The following is a 24206-nucleotide window of genomic DNA, read 5'->3' as shown; positions in this document are numbered from 1 at the left end:
AAGTGACTAAATTGCCGAAGAGATTTTAGATGTCGAAATGACGCCGCCGTTAGTCAGCTTGTTGTCAGCTTGCCCCCCTAGGAGTGTTGCGCCGACACCGGGTGATGAATGGGCGGGGCCCGCCCGGTCAGAGAGAGCAACCGAGTCCTTACATGATGATGCCTGTCACGTCGATCTCTGCCACTCTAACGGCTGGCCTCCCCAGGGTCGGATCACCGTCGATTGTCGAGCAGGCCCAGTTTGAGCGCGCCTTAGGGCATGCAGCCGACTCGCTGAAAAACAATGCCGCCGCGGAGCCAGCGAGTGCGGCGCCAGTTGCTGCGGCGATGGATGTTCAGCGCGCGGCTGCGCCGACGAGCGGCATGGGCGATCGCGTGTTGCAGACGATTTCCTCCCTATATCCACACAACACTGTTTCCTTCCCCGCGCTCGACCATGACATAGCCCTTTCGAAGGGCGCTCTACCGGGACCGGCGCAGAAGCTTCCCGTCGCAGGTGAGGCGGGAACCGGAATCTCGGGCATTCCTCAACAAGGGCAAGACTTCGAAACGATGATGGCTGGTCTTCGGGATGTTTACAACGGCGTCACCCAGGTGGCGCTTATCTCCAAAGGCGTCAGCGGCGTCACATCATCCGTGAATAAACTTTTGAAGGAAGGCTGAACCGCGCGCATGATTGGCTTGGCCGAGGGCGAAATCATGCGTGGCCTGTCAGGGTGGCGGTCGGTTAGACTTGTCATGCTGCTAGTTCTCGTCGCCCTCAGTGCTTGCAAAACCGACCTCTACACGCAATTGCAAGAGCGTGAGGCAAATGAAATGCTCGCACTTCTTGAAGACAACGGGGTCGCCGCGATCCGGGTGGTCGCCAAGGATGGGACCAGCACGATCCAGGTTGACGAAAAGCTGCTCGCCTTCTCAATCAACCTTCTGAACGCCAAGGGGTTGCCGCGCCAATCCTTCAAGAACCTCGGTGAGATATTCCAAGGATCAGGCCTGATTGCCTCGCCGACCGAGGAGCGTGCCCGTTACGTGTATGCCCTGAGCGAAGAGTTGTCGCGGACGATCAGCGATATCGATGGCGTTTTTTCTGTACGTGTTCACGTCGTGCTGCCGCATAACGACCTTGTGCGAGCCGGCGCCACGCCATCCTCGGCCGCGGTGTTTATCAGGCACGACGCCAAAACAAATGTCGCGGCTCTGCTGCCAAAGATAAAGATGCTGGTAGCCGACAGCATCGAAGGCTTGTCCTACGATAAGGTGGAAGTGGTTTTGGTGCCGGTAGAACGGTCCGCACACGAGCAACGGCCCGATCCGACTGCTGTTTTGCCACAAGCATCAACACCTCTTCCTGCGCCAATTCTGGCGACCGTGACAGGTTTTGCCGCAGCCGTATTCGCAGTGGCCTGTTATCTCTTGGTCAGCGTTGCTACGCGTCGGCGCAAGCAATCAACCGGCGTTTCCAAGGTCGAGGGGCGCCGGGATGCTTCTGCTGTCGAGGCCATTCGCAAAAGAATGCCTGCAATTGGACGTGGGTGACATCTCATTGCCAATGCCTATACAGACCGCCCGACCTGATGGTCCGCACCAATTGCGTTTTCCGGGCGCGAGCGAGCTTGCGGCTTCGGCCCATCCGACCCGTCTAGCGGCGCGTCTTGATCCAGCGTTATCGGCAGAAACGTTAGTGAAGTTGCAGAAGTGTTCCAGACTGCATCCAAGGCTGGCAGAATTGCTGGGCAACTATGACGTGGATCTGAACCACATCGGCTGCAGGCCGGACCTTCTACGCGGGCACGATCCATATCGAGCTGCCCTTCTTGCTGGTAGTATCTGGCATGCCCGTTCGCTGGTCGCGTTTGTCTCTCAGCCTGAGCTTGCCATCCTTGTTAAACGCATCGGCGTGGATGCACACGCATTCGGAATCCGACACCTGCTGCATGCCGTTGAGAACAGACTGATCGCGGACCCAGAAAAACTCGCTCAGCAAATCGAATACGATGGACATGCATGTCTTGGGGCTTGGCTCCAGGACAGTTCAGCGACCGAGCGTAACCGCGTGCTTCTTCGGTTGCCCGAGGGGACTGCCGCGGAGACTCCAGCACCTGAGCATTGGACCGCCGCCGGCCAATTGCTTTCACTTGTACTAGCTCATTTTGAGACAGAGACCCCGGTGAAATGACAGCCGAACTTTCCGAGGGGCCAATAGCGCCGCAGATGCGTCCAATCGGACCACTGATACCCGCGAGCGAGCTCGAAACCTGGCACAGCGCCGCGCAAGCGCTTGCCGCGGCAGAACGGCATCGGCAGCGCGTTCGAAACTGGGCACGCGCCGTTTACCAGCGGGCGTGGGTGCGCGGCCACATGGAGGGCTCGAATGCAGGCACCGAGGAGATGGCAGGGCTGATTGCGGAGACAATCTCCGAAATCGCGCGACGAAAGGCGGCTCTGGAGCAGGAATTGCCGCAGCTCGTGATGGAAATATTGAGCGATCTTATCGGCGCTTTCGATCCGGGCGAGCTACTGGTGAGGGCTGTTCGTCACGCCATAGAGTGTCAATACAGCGGCGCCGAAGTTTGCCTTCATGTTTCTCCCATGCAAGTCGACATGCTTGCACGAGAGTTTGCTCGATGCGACGGCCAGGATGGTCGACCAAGGGTGCGGATCGAGCCCGACCCGACGTTGTCGCCGCAACGGTGCGTGCTGTGGAGCGAGTACGGCAATGTCGACCTGGGACTTGACGCCCAGATGCGCGCGCTGCGCCTTGGTTTCGGGACGCTATGTGAAAAAGGCGAGCTATGAGAAAGCCCGTCCCAGAACATAACGCTGACGCCGACACTCGAGCTCTCGTTCCAGCAATCTCGTCTTTGAGGGCTGCGGCCAAGCGAATTGACACGCGTGCGGTGCGCGGTCGGATCACGCGGGCTATCGGCACACTGGTTCATGCCGTCTTGCCAGATACTCGTATTGGGGAACTTTGCCTCCTAGAGGACCCGCGAACCGGGCTGTCGCTCGAGGCCGAGGTGATCGGCCTGTCGGGTGATGGTGTATTGCTGACACCGATCGGGGACTTGGTGGGCCTATCCAGCCGCGCAGAGGTCGTGGCCACTGGCCGAATGCGTGAGGTGCCCGTCGGCGGCGATTTGCTCGGTCGCGTGATCGACAGTCGTTGCCGCCCATTGGACGGCAAAGGCGAAATCAAGACCGTCGAAACTCGGCCCCTGCATGGCAGAGCCCCCAATCCGATGACGAGGCGCATGATTGAGCGGCCATTCCCGCTTGGGGTCCGTGTCCTCGATGGTCTGCTGACGTGCGGCGAGGGCCAGCGGATCGGGATTTATGGCGAGCCAGGTGGTGGCAAGTCGACGCTGTTGTCACAGATCGTAAAGGGTGCCGCCGCTGACGTCGTCATAGTGGCGCTCATAGGCGAACGTGGACGGGAAGTTCGTGAATTCATCGAAAGGAATCTTGGTGAAGAGGGCCTTCTCCGTACGGTCGTCGTGGTTGAAACCTCCGACCGCTCGGCGGTGGAGCGTGCGCAATGCGCTCCAATGGCGACTGCGCTCGCGGAATATTTTCGCGATCAGGGCCTACGCGTTGCTCTCATGCTGGATTCGCTGACGCGCTTCTGCCGCGCTATGCGCGAAATAGGCCTTGCTGCGGGTGAGCCGCCGACGCGACGGGGCTTTCCTCCTTCCGTTTTTGGCATGCTGCCAGGCCTGCTCGAGCGCGCCGGCATGGGTGAGCGGGGCTCAATCACGGCCTTCTATACGGTGCTTGTAGAGGGTGATGGCACGGGTGATCCAATCGCCGAGGAATCGCGTGGTATTCTCGATGGCCATGTCATCCTCTCACGCGCTATTGCGGCGCGATCGCATTTCCCCGCTATTGATGTGCTGCAGAGTCGCAGCCGCGTCATGGATGCAGTCGTTTCGGGGACACATCGCAAGGCAGCATCCATTTTCCGCGAGCTCCTATCGCGCTATGCCGAGACCGAGTTCTTGATCAATGTTGGCGAATACAAGCCAGGTGGAGATCCCCTGACTGACCGGGCCGTCGCGTCAATCGACGAACTGAGGGAGTTTCTGCGCCAGAGCGAAGATGACGCGTCAGATTTCGAGGAGACGGTCGCATGGATGTCGCGTCTGACCGCGTGAACTGGGTTCAGTCTTCGAGGTTACGGCTTCTGAAGGAAATGCAAGAGCGTCGTGCCCTTGGCGAGCTGTCCAAGAAGGAAGCCCAGCGCGATGTGGCCGCCTCAGCCGTACAAAATGCCGCTAGGGAGCTTGCAATGATACAGCAACATTGTTCAAGAACAGAAGCAGCGCTCTATCAGCATCTGATGTCACTCGACAACTTGTCTAGCGCAGCGCTCGACCGTCACCGCCTTCACACTGAACAGCTTGCCGCTGAGATCACTTCCAGACGGCAGATGCTTGATGATGCCCAAATCGCTCAAGAGGAGGCTGAGATGGCGGCGTCCAGGACGAGGGAGCTATGGGTCATATGTTCGGCGGCAAGGGACAAATGGCAACAAATCGAGGACGACGTGCGGCGCGCCGTCGAGACTCATTCGGAGGCCGCAGCCGAGATCGAGGCCGACGACGAGATACTGCTGAAATATGCGAGGGGGTCGCTTGCCTAAATGCCGCGCAACCGGATCCGACAGTCGCAAGAGGTCGTCCGAATGACACGACCGTGCAGTCTTTGATAGCCGCTGCGGTCACACCCGCCATGTTCGAACCAGTTCTGAAACTGTCCCGCACGGTTGTCTCGTGGCTCAATGATACAGCAGCGCCCCGTACGCCGTTTCAAAGCCGGATCAACGAGGTGCCGCTATCGGTGCGAACGGCAGGGCTTGTCTGGCAGCAGGAACCTGCTGCCATTCCGATGCTTGACTGCGTCTGGAGAGTGGGAGCCGAAACGGTCATCTTGTCGCTGTCGCGCCCGCTCGTAGAGGAGTTCATCACGACAGTGCAGAACGGCTTGGCCTTCCCTTCCGAGCCAACTGCTTCGCTTATTCTCGAACTCGCTCTTGAGCCGCTTGTCACTCGACTGGAGGAGACGACGCGTCTGAACGTGCAACTCGTGCGCGTATGCGAAGCCACGATGCTGGCTCCTCATCTTGAACTCGACATCATTTTCGGCGCGGTCAAGGGCAAGGGCCGTCTATTCCTGTTCACGCCTCTTGACGGCTTAGTACCGCCTGCGTTTCGCGCGCTAGGCGAACTGCTTGCCCAGTTGCCGCGGCAGCTGGGCGGGCTGCCTCCAGAGCTCCCGCTCATTGTTGCAGGAGAGGTCGGCACGCTTCGCCTTCCTGCGGCGCTTCTTCGAAGCGCATGTGTCGGTGATGCATTGTTGCCCGATATTGCGCCGTTCGGCCGCGGCCAGATCACCCTAGCTGTCGGCCAGTTGTGCGCCGGGGCGGATCTTGACGGCGATGAATTAATCTTGCGGGGGCCTTTCCGCCCGCGACCGTGTCCTTTGGAGAATGCGCATATGACACAACCCGGATCGCAACTGGAGCTTACTAAGGATCTCGACGATGTCGAGATCGTGCTTGTCTTTGAATGCGGCCGCTGGCCTATTTCTCTTGGGGAATTAAGAAGTGCCGGCGAAGGGCATATTTTTGAACTTGGATGGCCGATCGACGGCCCGGTCGACATAGTGGCCAATGGTCAGCGTATCGGGCGTGGCGACATTGTCCGCATCGGAGAAGAGCTGGGCATCAGGCTCCGTGGCGGGTTTGCATGCAATGAGTGAAGCTCAGCCGACAATCCTGGCGCTTCTTGCGGTTACCGCCGGACTCGGTCTGCTGGTTTTAGCAGTTGCCACGACAACGGCCTTTGTAAAGGTATCAATTGTTCTTTTCCTCGTCCGCAATGCGCTCGGGACCCAGACCATACCACCCAATGTGGTGCTGTACGCCGCGGCGATGATCCTCACTATGTTCGTTAGTGCGCCCGTTGCTGAGCAGACCTATGACCGCATGTCGGATCCCAAGCTCCACTATCAGACATTCGACGACTGGGTAAGCGCCGCTAAAGCCGGAAGTGAGCCCTTGCGCGAGCATCTCAAGAAATTCACAAATGAAGAGCAGCGGCGATTTTTCCTATCTTCGACAGAAAAGGTCTGGCCAGAGGAAATGCACGCTGCAGCCACGCCTGATGACTTTGCAATACTTGTACCGTCTTTCTTGCTATCAGAATTGAAGCGCGGATTTGAGATAGGATTTCTACTTTATCTGCCTTTTATTGTTATAGATCTGATAGTGACAACTATCTTGATGGCAATGGGTATGTCGATGGTCTCACCAACTGTTATATCTGTCCCGTTCAAGATCTTTTTGTTTGTTGCCATTGATGGTTGGTCAAAATTGATGCATGGGCTTGTGCTGAGTTATACGTTACCGGGAGGCTGATCATCACTGAATCCAGCATCATTACTCTTATGAGCCAATCACTGGTGGTTTTCATGATCTGGATTCTACCGCCGCTCATTGCATCAGTGGTTGTCGGCCTCGTCATCGGCATCCTCCAGGCGGCGACGCAGATCCAGGATGAAAGCTTGCCGCTCACCGTGAAGCTTCTGGTCGTTGTCGCGGTGATTGGGCTGTTTGCTCCTGTGCTAAGCGCCCCGCTCATAGAGCTAGCCGATCAGATCTTCACCGAGTTTCCCGCAATGACACTTAGCTACTAGTCCGCCCCATGGACGCGCCATCGGCCGATATTCAAATTCTGATCCAGACGGCTCTCGAACTCGTCGTTGCGGCAGGTCTTGGGGCAGCCCGCGCGATGGGCATCATGCTGATCTTTCCCGTATTCACACGCTCGCAGATCAGTGGGCTGATCCGGGGCTGTTTGGCTGTTGGCTTCGCACTACCATGCCTGGCACACGTCAGCGGCGGATTGCCGGCGCTGGATTCTGATACACGCCTGATCCAGCTAACCCTGCTCGGATTCAAGGAAGTTTTTGTCGGTGTACTCCTTGGCACTTTTCTTGGCATTCCGCTTTGGGGCCTTCAGGCTGCCGGGGAGCTTATCGACAACCAACGCGGCATCAGCAGCCCGACCGCTTCGGCCGATCCCGCGACGAACAGTCAGGCTTCCGCGATGGGCGTTTTTCTGGGGATCACTGCGATTGCCATATTCGTCGGATCAGGAGGCCTGGAAACTTTGATCAGTGTCCTGTACCGCAGCTACTTGATCTGGCCGGTGTATCAGTTTCACCCGACACTGAGCGGGCCAGGAGCAATGGAGTTGTTGGGGCTTCTCGACCGCATAATGCGCACGGCATTATTGGTATCGGGGCCTGTCGTGTTCTTCCTGATACTGATTGATATATCGATGATGCTGCTGCGTCGCTTTGCCCCGCAATTTAAGGCGAGCCAACTGTCTCCGGCAATCAAGAACATTGTCTTTCCAGTTCTCATGGTCACCTACGCTGCCTATCTGGTGGAGAGCATGAAACTGGAGGTCACACAAGCCAACGGCGCGCTGGAGTGGTTCGACAAATTGCTGCCATGAGCGACACAAGTGAAGAGAAGACACACGCCGCCAGCCCGAAGAAGTTAAGTGAAGCGCGCAAAAAAGGACAGCTGCCACGTAGCTCCGATTTCGTCCGCGCGGTCGGGACTTGCGCTGGGCTCGGCTACCTTTGGCTAAGAGGCAGCGTGATCGAGGACAAATGCCGGGAAGCGCTCCTATTAGCCACCAAGTTGCAGAGCCTACCTTTCGATACCGCGGTGCCGCAGGCATTGGTTGTGCTCGTCCAACTCACCGTCGCGGCTGTTGGCCCGCTGCTTGGAACCCTCGTCGCCGCGGTGATTTTGGCCAGCCTGCTAGCCAATGGTGGATTTGTCTTCTCTCTGGAGCCGATGAAGCTCAGCTTTAAGAAAATTGACCCCTTTGAAGGGCTGAAGCGCTTGGGGTCTGCTCGTTCCATGGTCGAAGTCTGCAAGACCATGTTCAAGGTATTGGTTCTCAGCGCAACCTTTTCCATTGTCCTTCTCGGGATGTGGAAGACAATGGTCCCTCTGCCGATCTGCGGCATGGGCTGTGTTGGCCTCATCTTTATGGAGACAAAATTGCTGATGGGAATTGGCGCCGGCGCACTGCTGGTCGGCGGACTGATCGATCTCCTGCTCCAGCGCGCGTTGTATCTGCGCGAAATGCGCATGACCAATACCGAAGTGACGCGCGAGTCGAAGGATCAGCAAGGAGCGCCAGAGTTGAAAGGTGAACAGCGTCGCATCCGCGAGGAGGCGGCCGACGAGCCTGCGCTTGGCGTGCATCGCGCCACGCTGGTCTTAACAGGAAGGGCGGTCCTGATCGGTCTGCGTTACGTTCGCGGTGAAACCGGGGTGCCGTTCTTAGTTTGCCGTGCCGAAGGTGAGCGCGTTTCACATGTGTTGAGTGAGGCGCGGGCACTACGCCTGACGATCGTCCATGACCATGTCTTAGCGCGTCAGCTGATAAGCACTACAAAACTCGGCCACGCGGTTCCTATGCAATATTTCCAGCCTGTCGCGAAAGCATTCTTTGCCGCAGGCTTGGCCTAGTCATTGGAAGTCCACGACTGCCCAGTTCAAAACTGACCTGGTTCCATGCTAGTGGCAAATGTCGGCTGGCCATCCGTGCCCCAGTGTCTCTGTCAGGCCAACCGCGCAACCGCGGGCCTGGGGCAATCACTCCCCTCGGATCTGCCACCCAGCAACTACGGCAAGTCCTCCGGGCATGACCTTTCAGCCTCTGCTGGCCGGTGCGTGGCGCAGTCCGAGGTTTTGAGGCCGGCAGTGCGGATTTGATTGGTGCAGCCGTTGGAATGCCCTCGTCAGCTAGTCGTCAACTAAGCGCCCTATGTTGAACAGCCGTGCTAACTTGAGCTCGGTTGCGAAACATAGGAGTACGAATCGTCATGTATGGTCGAATTGGCTCATCCGATAGTTACCGCGCGCATAATGCCGGCGAGCAATCGGATGCAGGAAGCGAAGGGTTCGCGGACACATTTGCCCGAATGCACTTATCCGGATCGGAAGGTAGCGGCGCCTCATCATCGGCGGCTCCCCAAGCATACTCCCTCAATTCCCGACCTCCTGTGGTGGAGATCAACAGGACTTCCTTCAGGAGACAGGTGAGGCAATTTCATGGTGATGAAATCACGCACATCGCCGACAATCCTCAAGAGTATTCGGAGTTCGTATCGTCACGAGCCAGGCGCACCGCGGACGTTGCTCAGCAATATGGCATCCGTCGAGATACGGAGCACGCGCGATATTTCAGTTACCAATTGGGAGACCGGAGTGCCGGACTGCTGAGAATGGAAGGCGGATTCAGCATGAACGAGTTCGAATCGGAAAGTTGGCGGGAACAATTTCCTGGTCGAACTGAGGTCACTTCCATAGTGGATCTTCAAGTCGCCCATCCGCTCGTCGAAAATGCGGGCGATATTCTGCTGGAGCATCAACTTCGGATAGACGGCGACCGACCGTTGCTGAATTGGCGTGCGGCTAATCCGGAAGCACAAGCGCGCGCGCAGACGATGGGGTTTGTTGAAGTGGATCATGGCGACCTGGTGCTTGACCCTACGCAGCATCCCGACAAATGGACGAAGAACAGTGCCGGTGAGTGGCAGCGTGCAGGCAAACCTCCACTCTATCTCCACAAAACCGAGGACAGCGACAGCAGCGATAGCGGGTCTGACGACGATTTCATGTGATTTGTCGACCCGCCGCCGAGCCTTGCAACTGGTGACGGTTGCAAGGCTGTTGGCAGTGAATGCTAATTGTCCGGCGACAGCCCCGCCTTAGCGCCAGCGCCGCCGAGCGATCCAGCCCATCTCCCAGACAATAAACTGCGGATGCGCATCGTGGGTGCTTGCGAGCGGATTGTATTCGGGCCGGAACTCCGCCTCTTGGATACGAGCTCTCCCGAATCCAATTTTCTCCACCACACCGTTGGGTCGTTGCGATGCGCCGATCCCGATCGGATCGGCTATGCCTGCTCCGCGCTCGCAGGAAGACCTTCCGCCTCGATCTTGGCGGCGCGATCTCGGCGATAAGTTGGATGGGAGGCAAGATACGCCGCCACGTCAACAGCAGGTAACGCGACATCGCAAATCGGCCCTGACGGTAGCCGATCGACTCCAATCGCCGGACCGCAACTCGCGCAGCGGCATTCGCGGTTTGGCCAGGAGAAATGCTCGCTGACTCACAGCGTGGCCGGCCGCATTCTGCCCTAGACCCCAAAGTACGTGCCCTGTCATGCAGCCTGCGCCGACGGGAGCTCGGCACGCGAATGGCGTGGTTGGCGGCCAAGCCCCGAGGTCAACAAGGACTTACAGAAAGCGGGGGTGAGTTTGCCGCGATGAATTATGACCTTCTCGCGACCGGACCTAGCATCGGCTTCCTCTCGCTCTCGATTGTAGCCGCGCTGTTCGTTGGATTTAACGTGGCAAGCGGTGAATTCGGAATCAGCCAGCCCTTCCAAGTTTCTGGCCATGACGGGGCGACTCGTGTGGATGTGCACCCACATCGGGCTCGGCATCGCACCATTGACCAGCATCTTGGGCTGCAGCTTCATCTCAAACAGCTTTCCTGGCTCGCCACGCAGCGCGACCGGTGCCTCCGGCGGCATCAATTCGTCGGCATTGCACAAATGTTCCAGGTATTTTTGCGCCGGAAATGCGTAGGTCTTCATGCAATCAGTCGTAATGCCGGCTTTTCCTTCATTCAATGCGTTGGCCTGTCCCAGCACCATGTTCAGCAACCCTTTGAGCTGGTCTGTGCGTTCGTGCACTTTGGGTAGCTGGGTGGAGGTGAGTAGCAGGCGTACATTACGCCCCTGCAACCCGGCGAGACAGGTTTGCATCTCAATGGCCTGGGCTCGCAGGTACTGGGCCACATCGTCCACGACCTTACCGGCCTCCTCAGGCTTCATCTGGCGCACTTGGGAGACGACGCTTTGCTGACCGGCCAGATCGAACTGCAAAAGTTCGTCCAATCGTTTGAGCCGCTCCGTCAATACCTCCATTGACAACGCGGCGCCCCCGATTGTCGAGCCTGCCCCCGACGAACTCGCAGCCACCTCTTGCGCTCTCACCTGTGTACTCGCAACTTGATCCGAGCGCGCGAGAACCTTGGCTGCTGGCACTGTGCCGGCGTTCGCAGCGACTGGTGTTGATGGCTGCCCGGCGGCAGAAGTCCCGGCGCGAGCTGCCGACTTATGCTTTGACTTCCCTTTCCTTCGCGCTGTAGTGCCTTCTGACACTGCAGCCGTACCAGCAGTGTCAGCCGGTATCGCAGCGCCTGCCCTGGCCGGCATCGCAGCGCCCGCCTGGGCCTGTGGCGCCATGATGGCTGACGGCGGAGACTGCAGGTTCAACAAGTGCATGGCATCGTGCGCAGTGATCCATGCATCGTCCACGATCCGTTCGAACAGTTTCAATGGGAGGCCGGCATCTGGGTAGGTATGGCTTAGCTTGGTATGCACCTCGTGCAACGCCAATCCAAAATCCGAAAGCCGCTCCATGATTTTTTCTACAACCGCGCAATCATGAGCGTTGAGTGCTTTGCCATCATCCATTATGCCCTTCGCCAAAGAGAGGGCGCGAAGAGCTTCTTGAACGGCGCTTGCCATCAGCTGCACCACTCCATTTCGACCGACGAGGAGTTCCTTCAAATCTGGCTCGAACCTGCTCGCCCGCAGTTCAATCTTGGCCCGCGCAAGACCGATCCGCTCACGGACCAGCCAGATCCTGACACTCAGTACCGAGCCGGCACGCAGCCGCAGTGCGCACCGCTCGGCTTCCCGCATCACGGGCGTTCCACTGGATAGGCTAGCGGTGGCAGCGCAGGCGGATCGCTGCCGTTCGGAGCGCCATGCCTTTTTTTCCCACCACTTAATTGCCGCCGTATGGTGGTTCTCCACATTTAAAATCAACAGCTCCTGCCGGTCCGCCTGGGAGTAGGAGTAGAGTTTATCGACCATACCTGCCGCTTTCTTGGTCTTTTTGTCCAATTTCGTGATCGTCGACAGGCCAAGTTTGTCTACTTCATTCGCGGCGTCGCACACGATCTGGCAACATCTACGCACCTTGTCGTCTGGCATAATTGTCTGCGCCTCAGCCGCAGGCAGGCTAGCGCGGTACTCCAGAATTGCTGAGGCTGCATCGACGACCCGACTGATCAGCTCCACCGCCTCCTCGGGGACGTCGGTTTTCCTGGCCGCAGCCTCGCAATCAGTCAGTTGTTGAACAAGACTGTTCATTCTGAGCTGTGTCGGACTGATATCTTCATTTGACGATGAGCTGGTGCCTTCCACCTGCGCGGTTGATAGTTGGCTACCGACCGGCGCCATGGCTTCGCCCTCAGACATGGAGGGAGAACCGCGCCGCCTTGCGGCTGCGCCACGTGGCGCTACGGTTCCGCGTGGTGGCGCAGCGGCTCCACGTGGCGGTGCGTTCAGGATTTGATCTTCGCCAATCGAGGCGCCTGGCAGACTTTCGCGGGCATCGCCTGGACCGCGCGCAACTGGAAGGGAGGAGGGCCTCCTATCGGCGTCCCCAGAGCGCATCTGCTCCACAACGGAATCGAATGACTGTCCACCTTCTCCCGCAGCAAGACTTGATTGCGAAAGGGAACTGCTCGCCCGCCCCGCGCGGCTGGCTCCAGTTTCAGCCTGCGATTTCCGTGGTCGGCCAATGCCCTTCATATTGCGTCTCCGTAGTAGGCGAGAATGTGCTGCTATTGTGCTGGCGGCTGACGAGACCAGCGGCATCTTTCGGTTAACGTCACGGTCAGCCAGACCCGCGACGGCGTAATGTTCCCGCCAAAGTGCTTCTCAGTAGCAGGCCAAGATTGGCCCGAGCTCACAGGACTTTCGCAACGTTGCCATCGATGTCCTGAGATTATCAGCGCTTCAGTCCGCCGATTTCCAGGAACAGCGAATGAAATCAGACCAACTCGGCTAGCTCCCCTTCCTAGACACGTGCCTGACGATTTTATTGAGGCGTCACTCCTCTCGTTCGCCACCGACAAAGTCACACATTTGCTTCAGAGAAGCGTGTGCGTTGCGTATCGCGCGGGAAACCATTTCGATCTATAGTTACAAAAAGTGTCGAGACGGGACCTTTGGATCCGAAGGTCAGGCACGGCCGGCCTAGATAGACCGCTTGGCTGACGATTAGCTGACGATGGGAGTTCTCACGAACAGGGCAAGAAAATCCGACCGCTTCAAGCTTTCGATATGGTGAGAAGAGGATCCGCACCGGCCTCCCAAAGCCGGCAGACCATCCCATGTTCGTACTCGCCGACCTTCTCGAAGCCAATGAGCTCACCGCGCCGGGCCGTGATGTGCAGGCGAGAGAATGGTGATGCAAAGACCGAGTTCCTGCTCGTTGCGTGCGCCCGTGGAGCCAGCAAGAATACGGTCATTGCGGTCATGCAGCACGTGGACCGTGTCTCCTGTTCGACACCACAGCATCGAGGATGCAAACGAGCTGCTGCGGCTGCCATTCGGTCGCGGCATGCGTGGACGGCGGGATTGGCCGAACAGCCGAGATCGTGGTCGACTGTTCGATGCGAGAGCAACATCCTGCAGAGCATACGTTTTTGCGCTGGCCGGTTTTTGTCAAAAGCCGTCAGGTTCTCGAAAGCTCCCGCCCTTAGCTTGATCGAGGTTAACCTTTAACACGTCGCCGCCAATGGCAAATGCCGGAGTACCTGATGATAGCAGCAATTGGGAGTGGAGTTGGCAACCTCGGGACTTCCTTGATCCGAAAGGGCCATGGGGATTCGAAATCCGAGCATTCTGGTGATGGCAAGCCGGCTGGTGGCAATGATGGCAAGCCAGCTGGTGGGAATGATGGCAAGCCAGCTGGCGGGAACGATCGGGCGGATAACCGGACCGTTTCAAATGATCAACTTCAAGACAACTCACAGTCTGCAGCACAAAGTGAAGCCTTCCAAAGTATCCTGCGATCGTTCGCGTTCCAATTCGCGAACGATGCGATGGCTGAGGCCGATGAAGCTTTGGATGACACAGAAGATGCCTGACGCGGGAAAATCCGGCGTGAGGTCATACAGGCCGTTATTGACGGCACAACTCCAACAGAAAAAGGAATGATCATGGCTGCAGTTGATAATAATAAGAAATCAGGCAATACCAATACCAGTAGCGCCGGCAATACCGATAAAACTAACAGTGGCACTCCCGGCAATACAAGCGGAGCTGATGCTACTGCTTTTCAGGCGCAAGTGCAAGAACTAACCAATGTTAGCTTGGAGGCGACGAAAAGGAGTGTCCAGTTGCGCACTCTAACGACCAATCTCCAGACCATCAAGAAGGCCGCCGACGAACGCGTTTCGTAATGTCGGAAGCGGCTTTTAGACTGCCCCTAGCGCGTCTCCTTATTGACGCGACGTAGTCCCGAAATGAGCCGCATGGCAATTGCCGTGCGGCTTCTATCCTGTTTGAGAGATGCTCTGTGGATGACGCCGTTTCCCTCCGTTTCGAAGTGCTTTCGGGGCTCTATTGCGGACTGACCGGCAAGACGGATCTTCAAACGTGTTTAATCGGCAGCGGCTTCGATGCCGATTTGGTCTTTGTCGAGCAAGGACTGGCACCGCATCATCTTCGTGTAACTCTTCTTGGCAAGTCGATCGAACTCGAGGCGCTTGCACCCGGACTCAGTATCGAGGGCAACCGGAATATCGCCGCAGGCCAGTCCGTTGTTGTGCCCCTTCCTGCCGTCCTGCTCGTAGGCGAGATGTCCATTGCTTGGTCCGTGCAGGATGCAGAGCCGCCTGGTTCGACCGGCATACCGCGCCTACCGATCGGTGTGCTCGCCATGGTCATAATCAGCTCACTCGGGATCGGCGCGCTTTCGGGCATGTTCTCCTATCTTGGCAATGCAAGTGGATCGAGCCCCAATTCACTTCGGGCTGAAGTCGCGTCCAGAACGATCAGTCACCGCGCTGACAATGAACTTACGGGGGCAGCGGCCAAAGAGCTGCAGGAGGAAGTCGATCGAGCGGGTCTTCTCGACGTCAAGATTGGCTCCGCAAAGGGTGTTGTGACCGCCGAGGGCACCGTCACGTCTGAATCGGTCATCAGCTGGCAGAAGCTTCAGCAATCGTTCGATCGTCGCACCAAGGGTACTCTAACACTGGTGAACGGAGTGCTCATCAAAGAGGAGAAGGCGCCATCCGCAATCGCGGTCGAAGCTGTGTGGCATGGGGCCCAACCGTATCTTGTCATCGACAGCGAGAAGTATTTTGTCGGGGCCATTTTAGCTGATGGATGGGTAGTCGATCGTATTGAGGACAGCCGTGTGCTGCTGAGCAGGAATGGCCGCATTGCTGCTCTCCCATATTGAAAGCTCGCAGGCCCCATCAAGCAGCACTCTATGGCCAGCCAAACATCCTGTGGCGCTCGGTGCTGACAAGCTGGCTGCGTTGGAAACATTTGCTGCCCAGCCATTTCGCGCCTGTTTGTGGCTCTCATGCAGGGTCACGCGCTGGCCAAGGCCGAGGCGCCTTCGGAGTTCGAAAGCTACGTTTCAGGGCGTAACAGCAGAGTAAGTCTCAACCGATTGCAAAGGTGTCTCGATGGCCAACGTCCTGCGTGACTTCATCAAGCGTGCGCCGGCCAGCCCGGATTTAATGGTTGCGTTGATGCTGCTTCTGGCTGTCGCGATGATGGTCATGCCTATCCCGGTCGTGGTGGTCGACGCACTGATAGGATTCAATATGGGGTTGGCCATACTGCTGATGATGGTTGCCCTGTATGTCAGTACTCCACTTGATTTTTCCTCTTTGCCCGGCGTTATTTTGATTTCCACTGTATTCCGTCTCGCGCTGACGGTCGCAACGACGCGACTGATCCTGGCCGAGGGGGAGGCCGGCAGCATTATTCATACCTTTGGCGATTTCGTCATCTCAGGCAATATCGTGGTGGGTTTCGTCATATTTCTGGTCGTCACCATGGTGCAATTCATGGTCCTCGCGAAGGGTGCCGAACGGGTGGCAGAAGTGGCGGCGCGTTTCACGCTGGATGCTCTGCCGGGCAAGCAAATGGCGGTCGACGCAGAGCTACGCAACGGCCACATCGATGCCAACGAATCCCGCCGGCGGCGCGCCGAATTGGAGAAGGAAAGCCAACTATATGGCGCGATGGACGGCGCGATGAAATTTGTGAAGGGCGATTCCATCGCCGGGCTGGTGGTTATCTGCATCAACATGCTGGGTGGAATTTCGATCGGTCTGCTCTCCAAGGGCATGTCCTTCGGCGAGGTGCTGCATCACTATACTCTGCTGACGATAGGCGATGCATTGATATCGCAGATTCCGGCCCTTCTGCTCTCCATTACTGCGGCGACCATCGTCACCCGTGTGACTGGGACGGCGAGGATCAACCTCGGTACCGAAATGGTCAGTCAGCTCACGGCCAGTACTCGAGCCTTGCGGCTGGCGGCCGGCGTCCTGGTCGTGATGGGGTTCGTTCCTGGGTTTCCCCTCCCCGTCTTTCTGATGCTGGCCGCAGTGTTCGCTGCGGTAAGCATTGTCAAGGCTGATGTGCTGGGCGCCGGCACTGCCGATGCAAAAGATGGAACTGCAGCGGAGCCTAAGCAAGCCGCGCCTGCGAAGGAATTCCCGATCGCATTTTTTTTAGCGCCAAATCTTATGCAGGCGATCGATCAAGCCGAATTGCAAAAACATATTGGGCGCGTTTCGCTCCTGGTCACAGCCGATCTGGGCATTATCGTTCCCCGCATCCCTGTCTTGGTTGACGAGCAGCTGCCTACATCGCAATTCCGGATAGATGTCGAGGGCGTGCCAGTCGAACAGGACGCGATAGATCCAAGCCAGATGACGCTCCGAGCCGATGTAGCGCACGTCGACTCGAGCGGTATCCCCCTTAGGCGTGAGCCGAAAACGGACAGACTCCCGGTCGAACATACCCCTGCACAGGCCCTTACGGGCGCCGGCACGGAGCATTGGGCTCCCGGCGAACTCCTCGCCTTGCGCGTCCATGCAACGTTGACCCGCTACGCACCGCGATTGGTGGGCATCCAAGAGACCCGACATTTCCTGGGCCGAATGGAGCAGGAATATTCTGATCTTGTGAAAGAGGTGCTGCGCACGACGCCGATTCCTCGGATTGCCGATGTTCTGCGCCGCCTCCTGGAGGAAGGTATCCCAATCCGCCACACCCGTCTCGTGTTGGAGGCATTGGCCGAATGGAGCGAGCGTGAGCAAAACGTTGCCCTGCTGACGGAATATGTCCGTTCTGGTTTGAAGCGACAGATCTGCCACCGCTATGCCAACACCGAGGGCATCGTGTCCGCCCTGGTCGTCGAACGCGAGAGCGAGGATGTGATGCGTGGCGCGGTTCGAGATTCGGATGCAGGCCCCTATCTCGCACTGGAGGATCGGCAAAGCGAAGCGATGCTATCACAGATACGTCAGGTCCTTTCGAACACAGAACCGGGTCAAACCCGCCCTATTCTGTTGACGTCAATGGATGTCCGACGTTTCGTCCGCGGCTTTCTGACGCGAAACGGGATCGATCTCGCCGTGCTGTCTTATCAAGACCTCGCCTCCGACTTTACAATTCGCCCGGCAGGATCCGTCAAACTCCCGCACGGATCGAACAGCGGATTGTTAGAGTAGTTCCACCTTTCCTAACTGAACGCGACCCGCCTCCCTGATAACCGAGAGATAATATGAAATTTGTTAGAAATACAGTTTCTCCATCGCCTATGTTTCTGCGCCGGAGCTCACTTCTTTTTGCCGTACTCGCCATTCTGCCTTTGGGCGGTTGCGCCAGCTGGCAAAAGCCCGCTCTTTCCGTGCAGGAGACATCTTCCCCAGAGTTGCTCAGCGCCGATCAAATCGATCCGGCTATGCGCGAACGCATTTTGCGCGAAGTTGGTCAGGATGTTCAAGAGCGGGCTTTGCGGGATGAGGTGAAGCAGCACCCGGACAATGTTGATGCGGCGATACGGCTTACAAAAGCCTTGGTGGCCCAGAAGCGCCCGCACGAAGCGGTTGAGGTGCTCGACAGCGTCTTGGTTGCAGCCCCAGCAAACGTACGTGCATTGAATGCGAAGGGCGTGATCTTGGACATTGAGGGGCGGCATGACGCGGCACAGGCCCTGTATCGGCGAGCTCTCGAAACCGAGCCAGGGAATCAGATGGTGCAGCATAACTTCAATCTGTCGCTTGCCTTAACGGCAAGTCCGAACAGCCAAGGTTAGCACGATCGCAATAGGTGGGCACAGCGCATGTGCAGCCTATTCCCCGGCTCGAGACGCGCTCGGCTCCCATCATAGATGGCCTCTGAAGAGAGCCATATCTGCGCAAAGCTGTTGCTCCAGATCTGGCCGGCAGAGGTCGGCAGGAGAGCCGGATGACATCTCTCGGCCACCCGCAAGGCCATCCGCCTCGCTTCGTTGCCAGAGCGCCTTCGTGGTTGCCACGCGAGATACGCTCAGGATGGATTTGATTAATTCACGCGCGAATGCCTGCCTCTAACTTGGGGCAGGCGCGACCGCTCCCATAATGCAATACGCTGCCTCTAGGCCGATGGACGATGACGGGATACTTCCCCGAGACTTCAATGGTGGGGAGCAGCGCACCCGTCGATCCATTTGCTTTCAGCGTCAACCGCCACTATGTAGCGACACTTCGCCCGACTGTGTTTCAAGCTGCCCGGAGAAGTTTATGACAGAAGAAGCCCACAACACCGACATCCTCATCGAGCTCACTGCCGAGGTTGTATCAGCCTACGTCTCCAACAACCCCGTCCCGGCGGGGGAGCTTCCTGCCCTGATCGCCCAAGTGCACGGGGCTCTAAAAGGCACGGCCGGACTAATACCGGCAGAAGAGCCTGTGCCTGTGAAAAAACCTGCTGTCCCGATCAAAAAGTCGATCGAACCGGACTACATCATTAGCCTTGAAGACGGCAAGAAATTCAAATCGCTAAAGCGCCATCTGTCGACGCACTATGGTCTGACCCCGGACGAATATCGCGCCAAATGGGGTCTGCCGTCGGATTATCCGATGGTGGCGCCGAATTACGCCGCTACGCGCTCCGCCTTGGCCAAGACCATCGGACTCGGCCGCAAACCGAAAGAGCCGGAAGCCCCGGTGCCGGCGCCGGCGAAACGGACCCGCAAAAAGGTCGCAGCCTAAATCCGTATCAACAGTCGTTCGGGACGCGCGGCAGCCGTAGGCCCAATCTGCGCGGAATCAAAAGGCGGGGACGAGCCCCGCCTTTCCCGTCCAAGAGCCTCATTCCAGAGGAATTCGCGACGGCTCCAGCAATCGCTGCCGCGGCATTACCTGGTTGCATGCTCCGGCCGGGTTTCGAGCCGGTCAATGCGTTCGGAGTATGCCGCATCCTTGCCGCACGCGTTAGCCAGCCTTGCTGAGGCTGCCTGCAGAGGACTTGCCGGTGCGGCGATCCTGTTCGACCTCGTAGTTTATCTTCTGGCCCTCATTAAGGGTCGACAGGCCCGCTCGTTCAACAGCGGAAATGTGGACAAAGACATCCTGACCGCCGTTGTCGGGCTGAATAAAACCAAAACCCTTGGTGCTGTTGAACCACTTCACCGTTCCAGTCGCCATATATCCATTCCTTTGTAACAAGTCGCAACTTAGGCAGGCCATTCACGCCAGCCTGATTTGTACACGAGACTTTAGGCGCAGCAAAATCGGAAAATTGCAAGGCCCACTCGACCGCCTGATCTCCAGCAGCACCTGCCACACATGCGAGGCGCGTGCCAGACGAGGCGTATGCCAGACGTTTCGTCGTGCGCTGTCGCTCAAACGTCGACAGAAACAATGACCCAACCCTGCAAACTCGGCACATCTTGTGGACGTGCTTGGGTCGCTGCTCGACCGCAATACCCGCTCCTGACCGATATCGTCGGCCAAAATGACGATGTTTTTGTCATCAGACCGAAAGATCAGGCGCGCAGCGACACTGCACACTCAAACCGAGACCCGCGAACCTCGATTAGCTTCGGCCTGCTACGAAGCGCGGTTGCCTGCTTCTGAGGCGGGCCATTGTCGGTTTGAATCAACTGTCGGGTTCGGAACCCCAGACTGTCGGCAAGTTGACAATGCGCGTTCAGACGGCACAAACCACCCGATCGCTTGTGAGCGAGATGGTTTGGCAGATTGAGCAAGGGCGGGACTCAGCTATGCCGCCCAGGCTGCTGACAAGGCCAAAGCAGCGTGGGTGCGGAGTGAAATCCAAGGTCCACATGGGTCGTCGCGCGTCCCGTGCGCCTGGGAAGGCGCCGGCCCGGCCAAGCTTTTCCCAGATCGTCCGGATGACGCAAGCTTCGCTGAGCGTCAATGAACGTTCGGGCGATGACCAGGCGTCGTGCGTTGCAATCTGGACGGTCCAGGATATCCCAGCCCGCTTGGCTGGCCACACTTGAAGCTCCAGCATACCGGCTGGCACAGGCCAATTGGACTCTGCGCTGCCCTCAATGCGCTGGTGGCACGGTCAATGCTTGTCTATCGATCCGGCCGCCCATGCGTGATGCTGTCGGTCGACGTTCGCAAACCAGACCCTCGGCGAACCCAGCGAAGGGGCTCGCCGGTACGACGAGGGACCTTACCTCTTTATGCGCGGCATCATTGTCGAGGATGACATGTTGCCTTACACGTCGTCCCCTCGCGCTCGGGGCTTTGAGGGGCGGATGAAGTCCTGATGGCGGTGGCACTGCTGCATGTTTGCGTAAGACCCATCAGTCACGATCGCGTTGTCCTTCGATGTCGCGGTGCTGATAGGCGGGCAGATCGGTGTGCGCGGCGCCCGCCAAAGGATCGTCGTCACGCCGGAGGAGGCGAGCGCCGTAGCCGGCGCGCCGGCGAAAGGCGCTTTCTGTCGGATGCCCGACAATGTCGGATATCGCAAGTATCAAGGTTGGATCAAACCTTGCAAATCGGGGCTTTCTTACTTGGCACGGCGCATGCTCAGGTATCCGCAAACACCCAATGGATAACGAGCAGACTTCCCATGGCCCCACCAAAATACTGCCGAACGTTCCCCGGACGCATCCAAAGATGAGGCCCGCGTCAGGCCCGGCAACACGCTGACGGCTCATCTGGCTCGGCGTCGCGTGCCGATCCACTTTCTCCCAATAGGCGTCGGGAGACATAGAGCCTTCAAAATGAGGAACAAATCACTTTGCCAGGAACCCAGCCCATAATCCCACTCTCCCTATCAGAACTACCAAGCAAGCCCCGCACTCACGGGCTTCGCAGGACGTCCGTTGCGACCGAGTTGGGCGGCGCGAGGACGGCTCCGGTCCCCGTCGCATGGGAGGACGGCAAGGCGACGGATTTCGTGCTCGACAACGGCATGGAGGTGGTCGTCATTCCCAACCACCGGGCGCCGATCGTCAGCCACATGGTGTGGTACAAGATCGGCAGCGCCGACGAGCCGCCGGGCAAATCCGGCATTGCCCATTTTTTTCGAGCATCTGATGTTCAAGGCGACGACCAACCATGCGGCCGGCGAATTCGACCGCGCAGTGTTCGAGATCGGCGGCTCGCAAAATGCCTTCACCTCCTCCGACTACACCGCCTTCTATCAGACAGTGGCGCCGTCGGCGCTCGAGCTGATGATGAGCTTCGAGGCCGACCGAATGCGAAACCTCATCCTCACCGACGATGTCGTCAAGACCGAGCGCGACGTGGTCATCGAGGAGCGCCGCTCAAGCACCGACACCAACCCGCAGGACGTGCTCCATGAGGAGATCGACGCGACGCTGTGGCAGAACCAGCCCTATCGCATCCCGATCATCGGCTGGATGCAGGAGATCGAGCAGCTGAACCGCGTCGACGCCACCGCCTTCTATGAAAAATACTACTGGCCCAACAACTCCGTGCTGATCGTGGCCGGCGATGTCGAGCCGGAGACGGTGAAGGTGCTGGCCGAGAAGACCTATGGCAAGGTGGCGCGCGGGCCCGACCTGCCGCCGCGCATCCGGCCGGTTGAGCCCGAGCAGAACACCAGGCGCACCGTCACGCTCTCCGACGCCCGCGTCAGCGTGCCCAGTTTTTCGACGCAGTGGGTGGTGCCGTCTTACCATACCGCCAAGCCGGGCGAGGCCGAAGCGCTCGACCTGCTGTCCGAAATCCTCGGCGGCGGTAACCGCAGCCGGCTCTACCAGGCGCTCGCTGTCCAGCAAGGTATCGCTTCCAGCGCCTGCGCCTATTTCCAGGGCACCATGCTCGACGACACCAGGTTCGCCATCTATGGCGCGCCGCGCGGCGATGCCAAGCTGGCCGATCTCGAAGCGGCGGCCGCTGCCGAAGTCGCTCGCATTGCCAAGGATGGTGTCAGCAGCGAGGAACTGGGCAAGGCCAAGGAGCGCTTTGTGCGCGATATGATCTTTGCCGAAGACGACCAGGACGACCTCGCCTGCATATACGGCTCGACGCTGGCCACCGGCGGCACCGTGAAAGATGTCGAGGAACGGCCGTCTCGCATCCGCAGGGTTACCGCCGCGCAAATCAAAGCAGTTGCCGCCCGCTATCTCGCGTTCGACCGTTCGACCACGGGCTATCTCTTGCCCAAGACGGAGAATGAAGAGATGACGCTCGGCGCTCAGCCCCATGCTGCGATGAACATCCAGGAGGTGAAGTCCGAAAAGGGCATGATCGCCTGGCTGGTGGAGGACCACACAGTGGAAATCGTCAACATCGGCTTTGCCTTCAACGGCGGCATCACGCAGGACCCGGTCGGGAAGGAGGGGATGGCCAATCTGATGGCCGGCCTGTTCATCGAAGGCGCCGGTAATTACGACAGCGATGCCTTCCAGATGAAGCTCGACGATGCCGGCGCCGAGATGGGTTTGGAGGCGCAAAGACACTACATCTGCGGATCGGTGTGCATGCTTCCCAAACAGCAGGACGCCGCGTTCGGCCTGCTTCGGCTCGCACTCAACGCGCCGCGCTTCGACCAGGGGCCGATCGATCGCGTCCGCGCCGAGATTGTCTCCGACATCGTCGGCAGCGAGCGCGACCCTGACGCAATCGCTCAGCGCAAATGGCTGCGCGCGATCTATGGCACGCATCCTTTTTCGAGGCCGGGAGAAGGCACAAAAGAGAGCCTGGCCGGCATCACGCCGTCCGACCTCCTCGCCTTCCACAAGGCGATTTTCGCTCGCGACGGGCTCCATATTGCCGTGGTCGGTGACATTGATGCAAACACGCTGAGGGAAAGGCTCGACCAGCTGTTTGGTGACTTGCCTGAGCAACAAACCCTCGCCCCCGTCGCCGATGTCGTACCGAAGCTCGGCCAACTGGTGGAGGAGAACTGCGACCTGCCGCAGACTTCGCTGCGATTGGCCTGGCCTGGCGTGAAGCGTAGCGCGCCGGATCACTTCGCCACCGTGCTGATGAATGACATCCTCGGCGGCTCGGGCATGACTTCCCGCCTTTTCGAGGAGGTGCGCGAAAAACGCGGCCTTGCCTATCACGTCAGCTCTGAACTGACCCTTGACAAGCTTCTGGTTACGACAGAGACACGCTCGGACTGCGCCGCCCAAACGCTGAGCATCGTGCGAGATGTGGTAAAGCAGATGGCGCAGCAAGGACCGACCGGGGCCGAGCTCAAGGCGGCGAAGAAGCACCTGATCGGCACCTATGCCATTGACCGTCTGGGCTCGACCAGCTCGATTGCAGACCGGCTCCTGGATTTGCAGATTCACAAGGCCGACGTCGACTACAACCAGCGTCGCGCCCGCAGCATCGGTCGGGTGACGCTCAAACAGGTCAAGGCGGCGGCCAAGAAGCTGCTTTCGGCCGAGCCCGCCATTTTGGTGGTCGGCCGCCGCTGGGCGGCAAGGATGAGTAAAGAAACTCATCTCGCCTTCCTTCTTCCTTGGGGCTTCTCGTGGGAAGAGCGAATATGGAGGCCGGTGGGCCAAGCAGATCATGCAGACCCGCGGAGTCGTTTCGCGGGCCTTGCGCGGCATTGGCGGTCCAGGCGGGCCTCTCGCCGAAACGGCGCTCCTCAGCATGTATGCCGCCTTTTGCAGAATACACTCGCACGCCACCAGCAGGCAGCGGGTGGATGAAGCAAACATCCGGCTGCTCAATCCATCAACTGATGAACCGCGGGCACTCAAACTAACGGAACTGTTGTCGTATGTTTGGTCTACCAGCTGCTTTGCCGAGGCCCTAGG

21 protein-coding genes and 1 pseudogene are annotated in these 24206 nt (G+C 58.5%); 20 read left to right on the top strand and 2 right to left on the bottom strand.

Annotated elements, in window-relative coordinates:
• Positions 1-152: 152 nt before the first annotated feature.
• The 12 genes from EJ073_RS23775 (at position 153) to EJ073_RS23720 (ending at position 9710) form a co-directional block, all read left to right on the top strand.
• Positions 153-662, top strand: coding sequence for a nodulation protein NolB (locus EJ073_RS23775; protein ID WP_029354864.1), 510 nt, complete (start codon positions 153-155; stop codon positions 660-662).
• A gap of 36 nt (positions 663-698) precedes the next feature.
• Complete coding sequence (gene sctJ / locus EJ073_RS23770; protein WP_281033078.1) at positions 699-1535, top strand: type III secretion inner membrane ring lipoprotein SctJ; 837 nt, start codon at positions 699-701, stop codon at positions 1533-1535.
• Positions 1480-2175 carry a nodulation protein NolU gene (locus EJ073_RS23765; RefSeq protein WP_268931536.1) on the top strand — a complete coding sequence of 232 codons (696 nt, stop codon included), beginning with the start codon at positions 1480-1482 and terminating at the stop codon, positions 2173-2175. Before sctJ ends, EJ073_RS23765 begins: the two co-directional genes overlap by 56 nt.
• Complete coding sequence (gene sctL, locus EJ073_RS23760) at positions 2172-2795, top strand: type III secretion system stator protein SctL (protein ID WP_091595841.1); 624 nt, start codon at positions 2172-2174, stop codon at positions 2793-2795. The genes EJ073_RS23765 and sctL overlap by 4 nt, the downstream gene beginning before the upstream one ends.
• Positions 2792-4150 carry a type III secretion system ATPase SctN gene (gene sctN / locus EJ073_RS23755; protein WP_024505372.1) on the top strand — a complete coding sequence of 453 codons (1359 nt, stop codon included), beginning with the start codon at positions 2792-2794 and terminating at the stop codon, positions 4148-4150. The genes sctL and sctN overlap by 4 nt, the downstream gene beginning before the upstream one ends.
• Complete coding sequence (locus EJ073_RS23750) at positions 4126-4638, top strand: hypothetical protein (protein ID WP_091595843.1); 513 nt, start codon at positions 4126-4128, stop codon at positions 4636-4638. The genes sctN and EJ073_RS23750 overlap by 25 nt, the downstream gene beginning before the upstream one ends.
• An 89-nt stretch (positions 4639-4727) precedes the next feature.
• Entirely contained in the window at positions 4728-5756 is a 1029-nt protein-coding gene (gene sctQ / locus EJ073_RS23745) for a type III secretion system cytoplasmic ring protein SctQ (protein WP_187331393.1), read from the top strand.
• On the top strand, positions 5749-6414 hold the full coding sequence (gene sctR / locus EJ073_RS23740; RefSeq protein ID WP_029354851.1) for a type III secretion system export apparatus subunit SctR: 666 nt from the start codon (positions 5749-5751) through the stop codon (positions 6412-6414). Before sctQ ends, sctR begins: the two co-directional genes overlap by 8 nt.
• 2 nt (positions 6415-6416) lie before the next feature.
• The gene (locus EJ073_RS23735) at positions 6417-6692 is read left to right on the top strand and encodes an EscS/YscS/HrcS family type III secretion system export apparatus protein (RefSeq protein ID WP_024505375.1); all 276 of its coding nucleotides are present in this window, start codon (positions 6417-6419) and stop codon (positions 6690-6692) included.
• An 8-nt stretch (positions 6693-6700) separates the two neighbouring features.
• A complete protein-coding gene (gene sctT / locus EJ073_RS23730) occupies positions 6701-7519 on the top strand; it encodes a type III secretion system export apparatus subunit SctT (protein WP_091595845.1) in 819 nt (272 codons plus the stop codon).
• On the top strand, positions 7516-8553 hold the full coding sequence (locus tag EJ073_RS23725) for an EscU/YscU/HrcU family type III secretion system export apparatus switch protein (protein ID WP_029354843.1): 1038 nt from the start codon (positions 7516-7518) through the stop codon (positions 8551-8553). The genes sctT and EJ073_RS23725 overlap by 4 nt, the downstream gene beginning before the upstream one ends.
• A gap of 356 nt (positions 8554-8909) precedes the next feature.
• Positions 8910-9710 carry an Effector protein NopP gene (locus EJ073_RS23720; protein WP_091595847.1) on the top strand — a complete coding sequence of 267 codons (801 nt, stop codon included), beginning with the start codon at positions 8910-8912 and terminating at the stop codon, positions 9708-9710.
• Between the two features lie 542 nt (positions 9711-10252).
• Here the strand turns inward: EJ073_RS23720 and EJ073_RS23715 are convergent.
• The gene (locus EJ073_RS23715) at positions 10253-12367 is read right to left on the bottom strand and encodes a hypothetical protein (RefSeq protein ID WP_029354840.1); all 2115 of its coding nucleotides are present in this window, start codon (positions 12365-12367) and stop codon (positions 10253-10255) included.
• A gap of 1349 nt (positions 12368-13716) precedes the next feature.
• Between EJ073_RS23715 and EJ073_RS31720 the strand changes: the two genes are divergently transcribed.
• The 6 genes from EJ073_RS31720 (at position 13717) to EJ073_RS23685 (ending at position 19188) form a co-directional block, all read left to right on the top strand.
• Positions 13717-14046 (top strand): hypothetical protein, encoded by a 330-nt coding sequence (locus EJ073_RS31720; RefSeq protein WP_091595908.1) that lies wholly within the window; start codon positions 13717-13719, stop codon positions 14044-14046.
• Positions 14047-14118: 72 nt separating this feature from the next.
• Complete coding sequence (locus tag EJ073_RS32540; protein WP_224570034.1) at positions 14119-14361, top strand: nodulation protein NopA; 243 nt, start codon at positions 14119-14121, stop codon at positions 14359-14361.
• Positions 14362-14477: 116 nt separating this feature from the next.
• The gene (locus EJ073_RS23700) at positions 14478-15368 is read left to right on the top strand and encodes an EscD/YscD/HrpQ family type III secretion system periplasmic domain-containing protein (protein WP_029354836.1); all 891 of its coding nucleotides are present in this window, start codon (positions 14478-14480) and stop codon (positions 15366-15368) included.
• Positions 15369-15600: 232 nt separating this feature from the next.
• On the top strand, positions 15601-17664 hold the full coding sequence (gene sctV / locus EJ073_RS23695; protein ID WP_029354834.1) for a type III secretion system export apparatus subunit SctV: 2064 nt from the start codon (positions 15601-15603) through the stop codon (positions 17662-17664).
• A 53-nt stretch (positions 17665-17717) separates the two neighbouring features.
• Positions 17718-18251, top strand: coding sequence for a tetratricopeptide repeat protein (locus EJ073_RS23690; protein WP_101918715.1), 534 nt, complete (start codon positions 17718-17720; stop codon positions 18249-18251).
• 466 nt (positions 18252-18717) lie between these two features.
• Positions 18718-19188, top strand: coding sequence for a MucR family transcriptional regulator (locus tag EJ073_RS23685; protein WP_091595855.1), 471 nt, complete (start codon positions 18718-18720; stop codon positions 19186-19188).
• Positions 19189-19410: 222 nt separating this feature from the next.
• On the opposite strand, the gene EJ073_RS23680 is transcribed toward EJ073_RS23685, so the two are convergent.
• Complete coding sequence (locus EJ073_RS23680) at positions 19411-19623, bottom strand: cold-shock protein (protein ID WP_008874821.1); 213 nt, start codon at positions 19621-19623, stop codon at positions 19411-19413.
• Positions 19624-21295: 1672 nt separating this feature from the next.
• Here EJ073_RS23680 and EJ073_RS23675 point away from each other — a divergent pair.
• Both EJ073_RS23675 and EJ073_RS23670 read left to right on the top strand, forming a co-directional pair.
• Positions 21296-22601: pseudogene (locus EJ073_RS23675) on the top strand (pitrilysin family protein); the annotation flags it as partial.
• A 9-nt stretch (positions 22602-22610) separates the two neighbouring features.
• Positions 22611-24098, top strand: a complete 1488-nt coding sequence (locus EJ073_RS23670; RefSeq protein WP_329608815.1) for a pitrilysin family protein — start codon at positions 22611-22613, stop codon at positions 24096-24098.
• Positions 24099-24206: the final 108 nt, after the last annotated feature.

The sequence above is a fragment of the Mesorhizobium sp. M4B.F.Ca.ET.058.02.1.1 genome (genome assembly GCF_003952505.1).
GTDB lineage: Bacteria > Pseudomonadota > Alphaproteobacteria > Rhizobiales > Rhizobiaceae > Mesorhizobium.
This window is presented reverse-complemented; position numbering and strand designations above follow the sequence as displayed.

Coding starts and splice junctions, on each gene's coding strand:
- EJ073_RS23685 (WP_091595855.1), top strand. CDS start 18,718: ATGACAGAAGAAGCCCACAACACCGACATCCTCATCGAGCTCACTGCC.
- sctV (WP_029354834.1), top strand. CDS start 15,601: ATGGCCAACGTCCTGCGTGACTTCATCAAGCGTGCGCCGGCCAGCCCG.
- sctJ (WP_281033078.1), top strand. CDS start 699: ATGCGTGGCCTGTCAGGGTGGCGGTCGGTTAGACTTGTCATGCTGCTA.
- EJ073_RS23670 (WP_329608815.1), top strand. CDS start 22,611: ATGACGCTCGGCGCTCAGCCCCATGCTGCGATGAACATCCAGGAGGTG.
- sctQ (WP_187331393.1), top strand. CDS start 4,728: ATGTTCGAACCAGTTCTGAAACTGTCCCGCACGGTTGTCTCGTGGCTC.
- sctN (WP_024505372.1), top strand. CDS start 2,792: ATGAGAAAGCCCGTCCCAGAACATAACGCTGACGCCGACACTCGAGCT.
- EJ073_RS32540 (WP_224570034.1), top strand. CDS start 14,119: ATGGCTGCAGTTGATAATAATAAGAAATCAGGCAATACCAATACCAGT.
- EJ073_RS23775 (WP_029354864.1), top strand. CDS start 153: ATGATGATGCCTGTCACGTCGATCTCTGCCACTCTAACGGCTGGCCTC.
- EJ073_RS23715 (WP_029354840.1), bottom strand. CDS start 12,367: ATGTCTGAGGGCGAAGCCATGGCGCCGGTCGGTAGCCAACTATCAACC.
- EJ073_RS23690 (WP_101918715.1), top strand. CDS start 17,718: ATGAAATTTGTTAGAAATACAGTTTCTCCATCGCCTATGTTTCTGCGC.
- sctT (WP_091595845.1), top strand. CDS start 6,701: ATGGACGCGCCATCGGCCGATATTCAAATTCTGATCCAGACGGCTCTC.
- EJ073_RS23725 (WP_029354843.1), top strand. CDS start 7,516: ATGAGCGACACAAGTGAAGAGAAGACACACGCCGCCAGCCCGAAGAAG.
- EJ073_RS31720 (WP_091595908.1), top strand. CDS start 13,717: ATGATAGCAGCAATTGGGAGTGGAGTTGGCAACCTCGGGACTTCCTTG.
- EJ073_RS23680 (WP_008874821.1), bottom strand. CDS start 19,623: ATGGCGACTGGAACGGTGAAGTGGTTCAACAGCACCAAGGGTTTTGGT.
- sctL (WP_091595841.1), top strand. CDS start 2,172: ATGACAGCCGAACTTTCCGAGGGGCCAATAGCGCCGCAGATGCGTCCA.
- sctR (WP_029354851.1), top strand. CDS start 5,749: ATGAGTGAAGCTCAGCCGACAATCCTGGCGCTTCTTGCGGTTACCGCC.
- EJ073_RS23765 (WP_268931536.1), top strand. CDS start 1,480: ATGCTTCTGCTGTCGAGGCCATTCGCAAAAGAATGCCTGCAATTGGAC.
- EJ073_RS23750 (WP_091595843.1), top strand. CDS start 4,126: ATGGATGTCGCGTCTGACCGCGTGAACTGGGTTCAGTCTTCGAGGTTA.
- EJ073_RS23720 (WP_091595847.1), top strand. CDS start 8,910: ATGTATGGTCGAATTGGCTCATCCGATAGTTACCGCGCGCATAATGCC.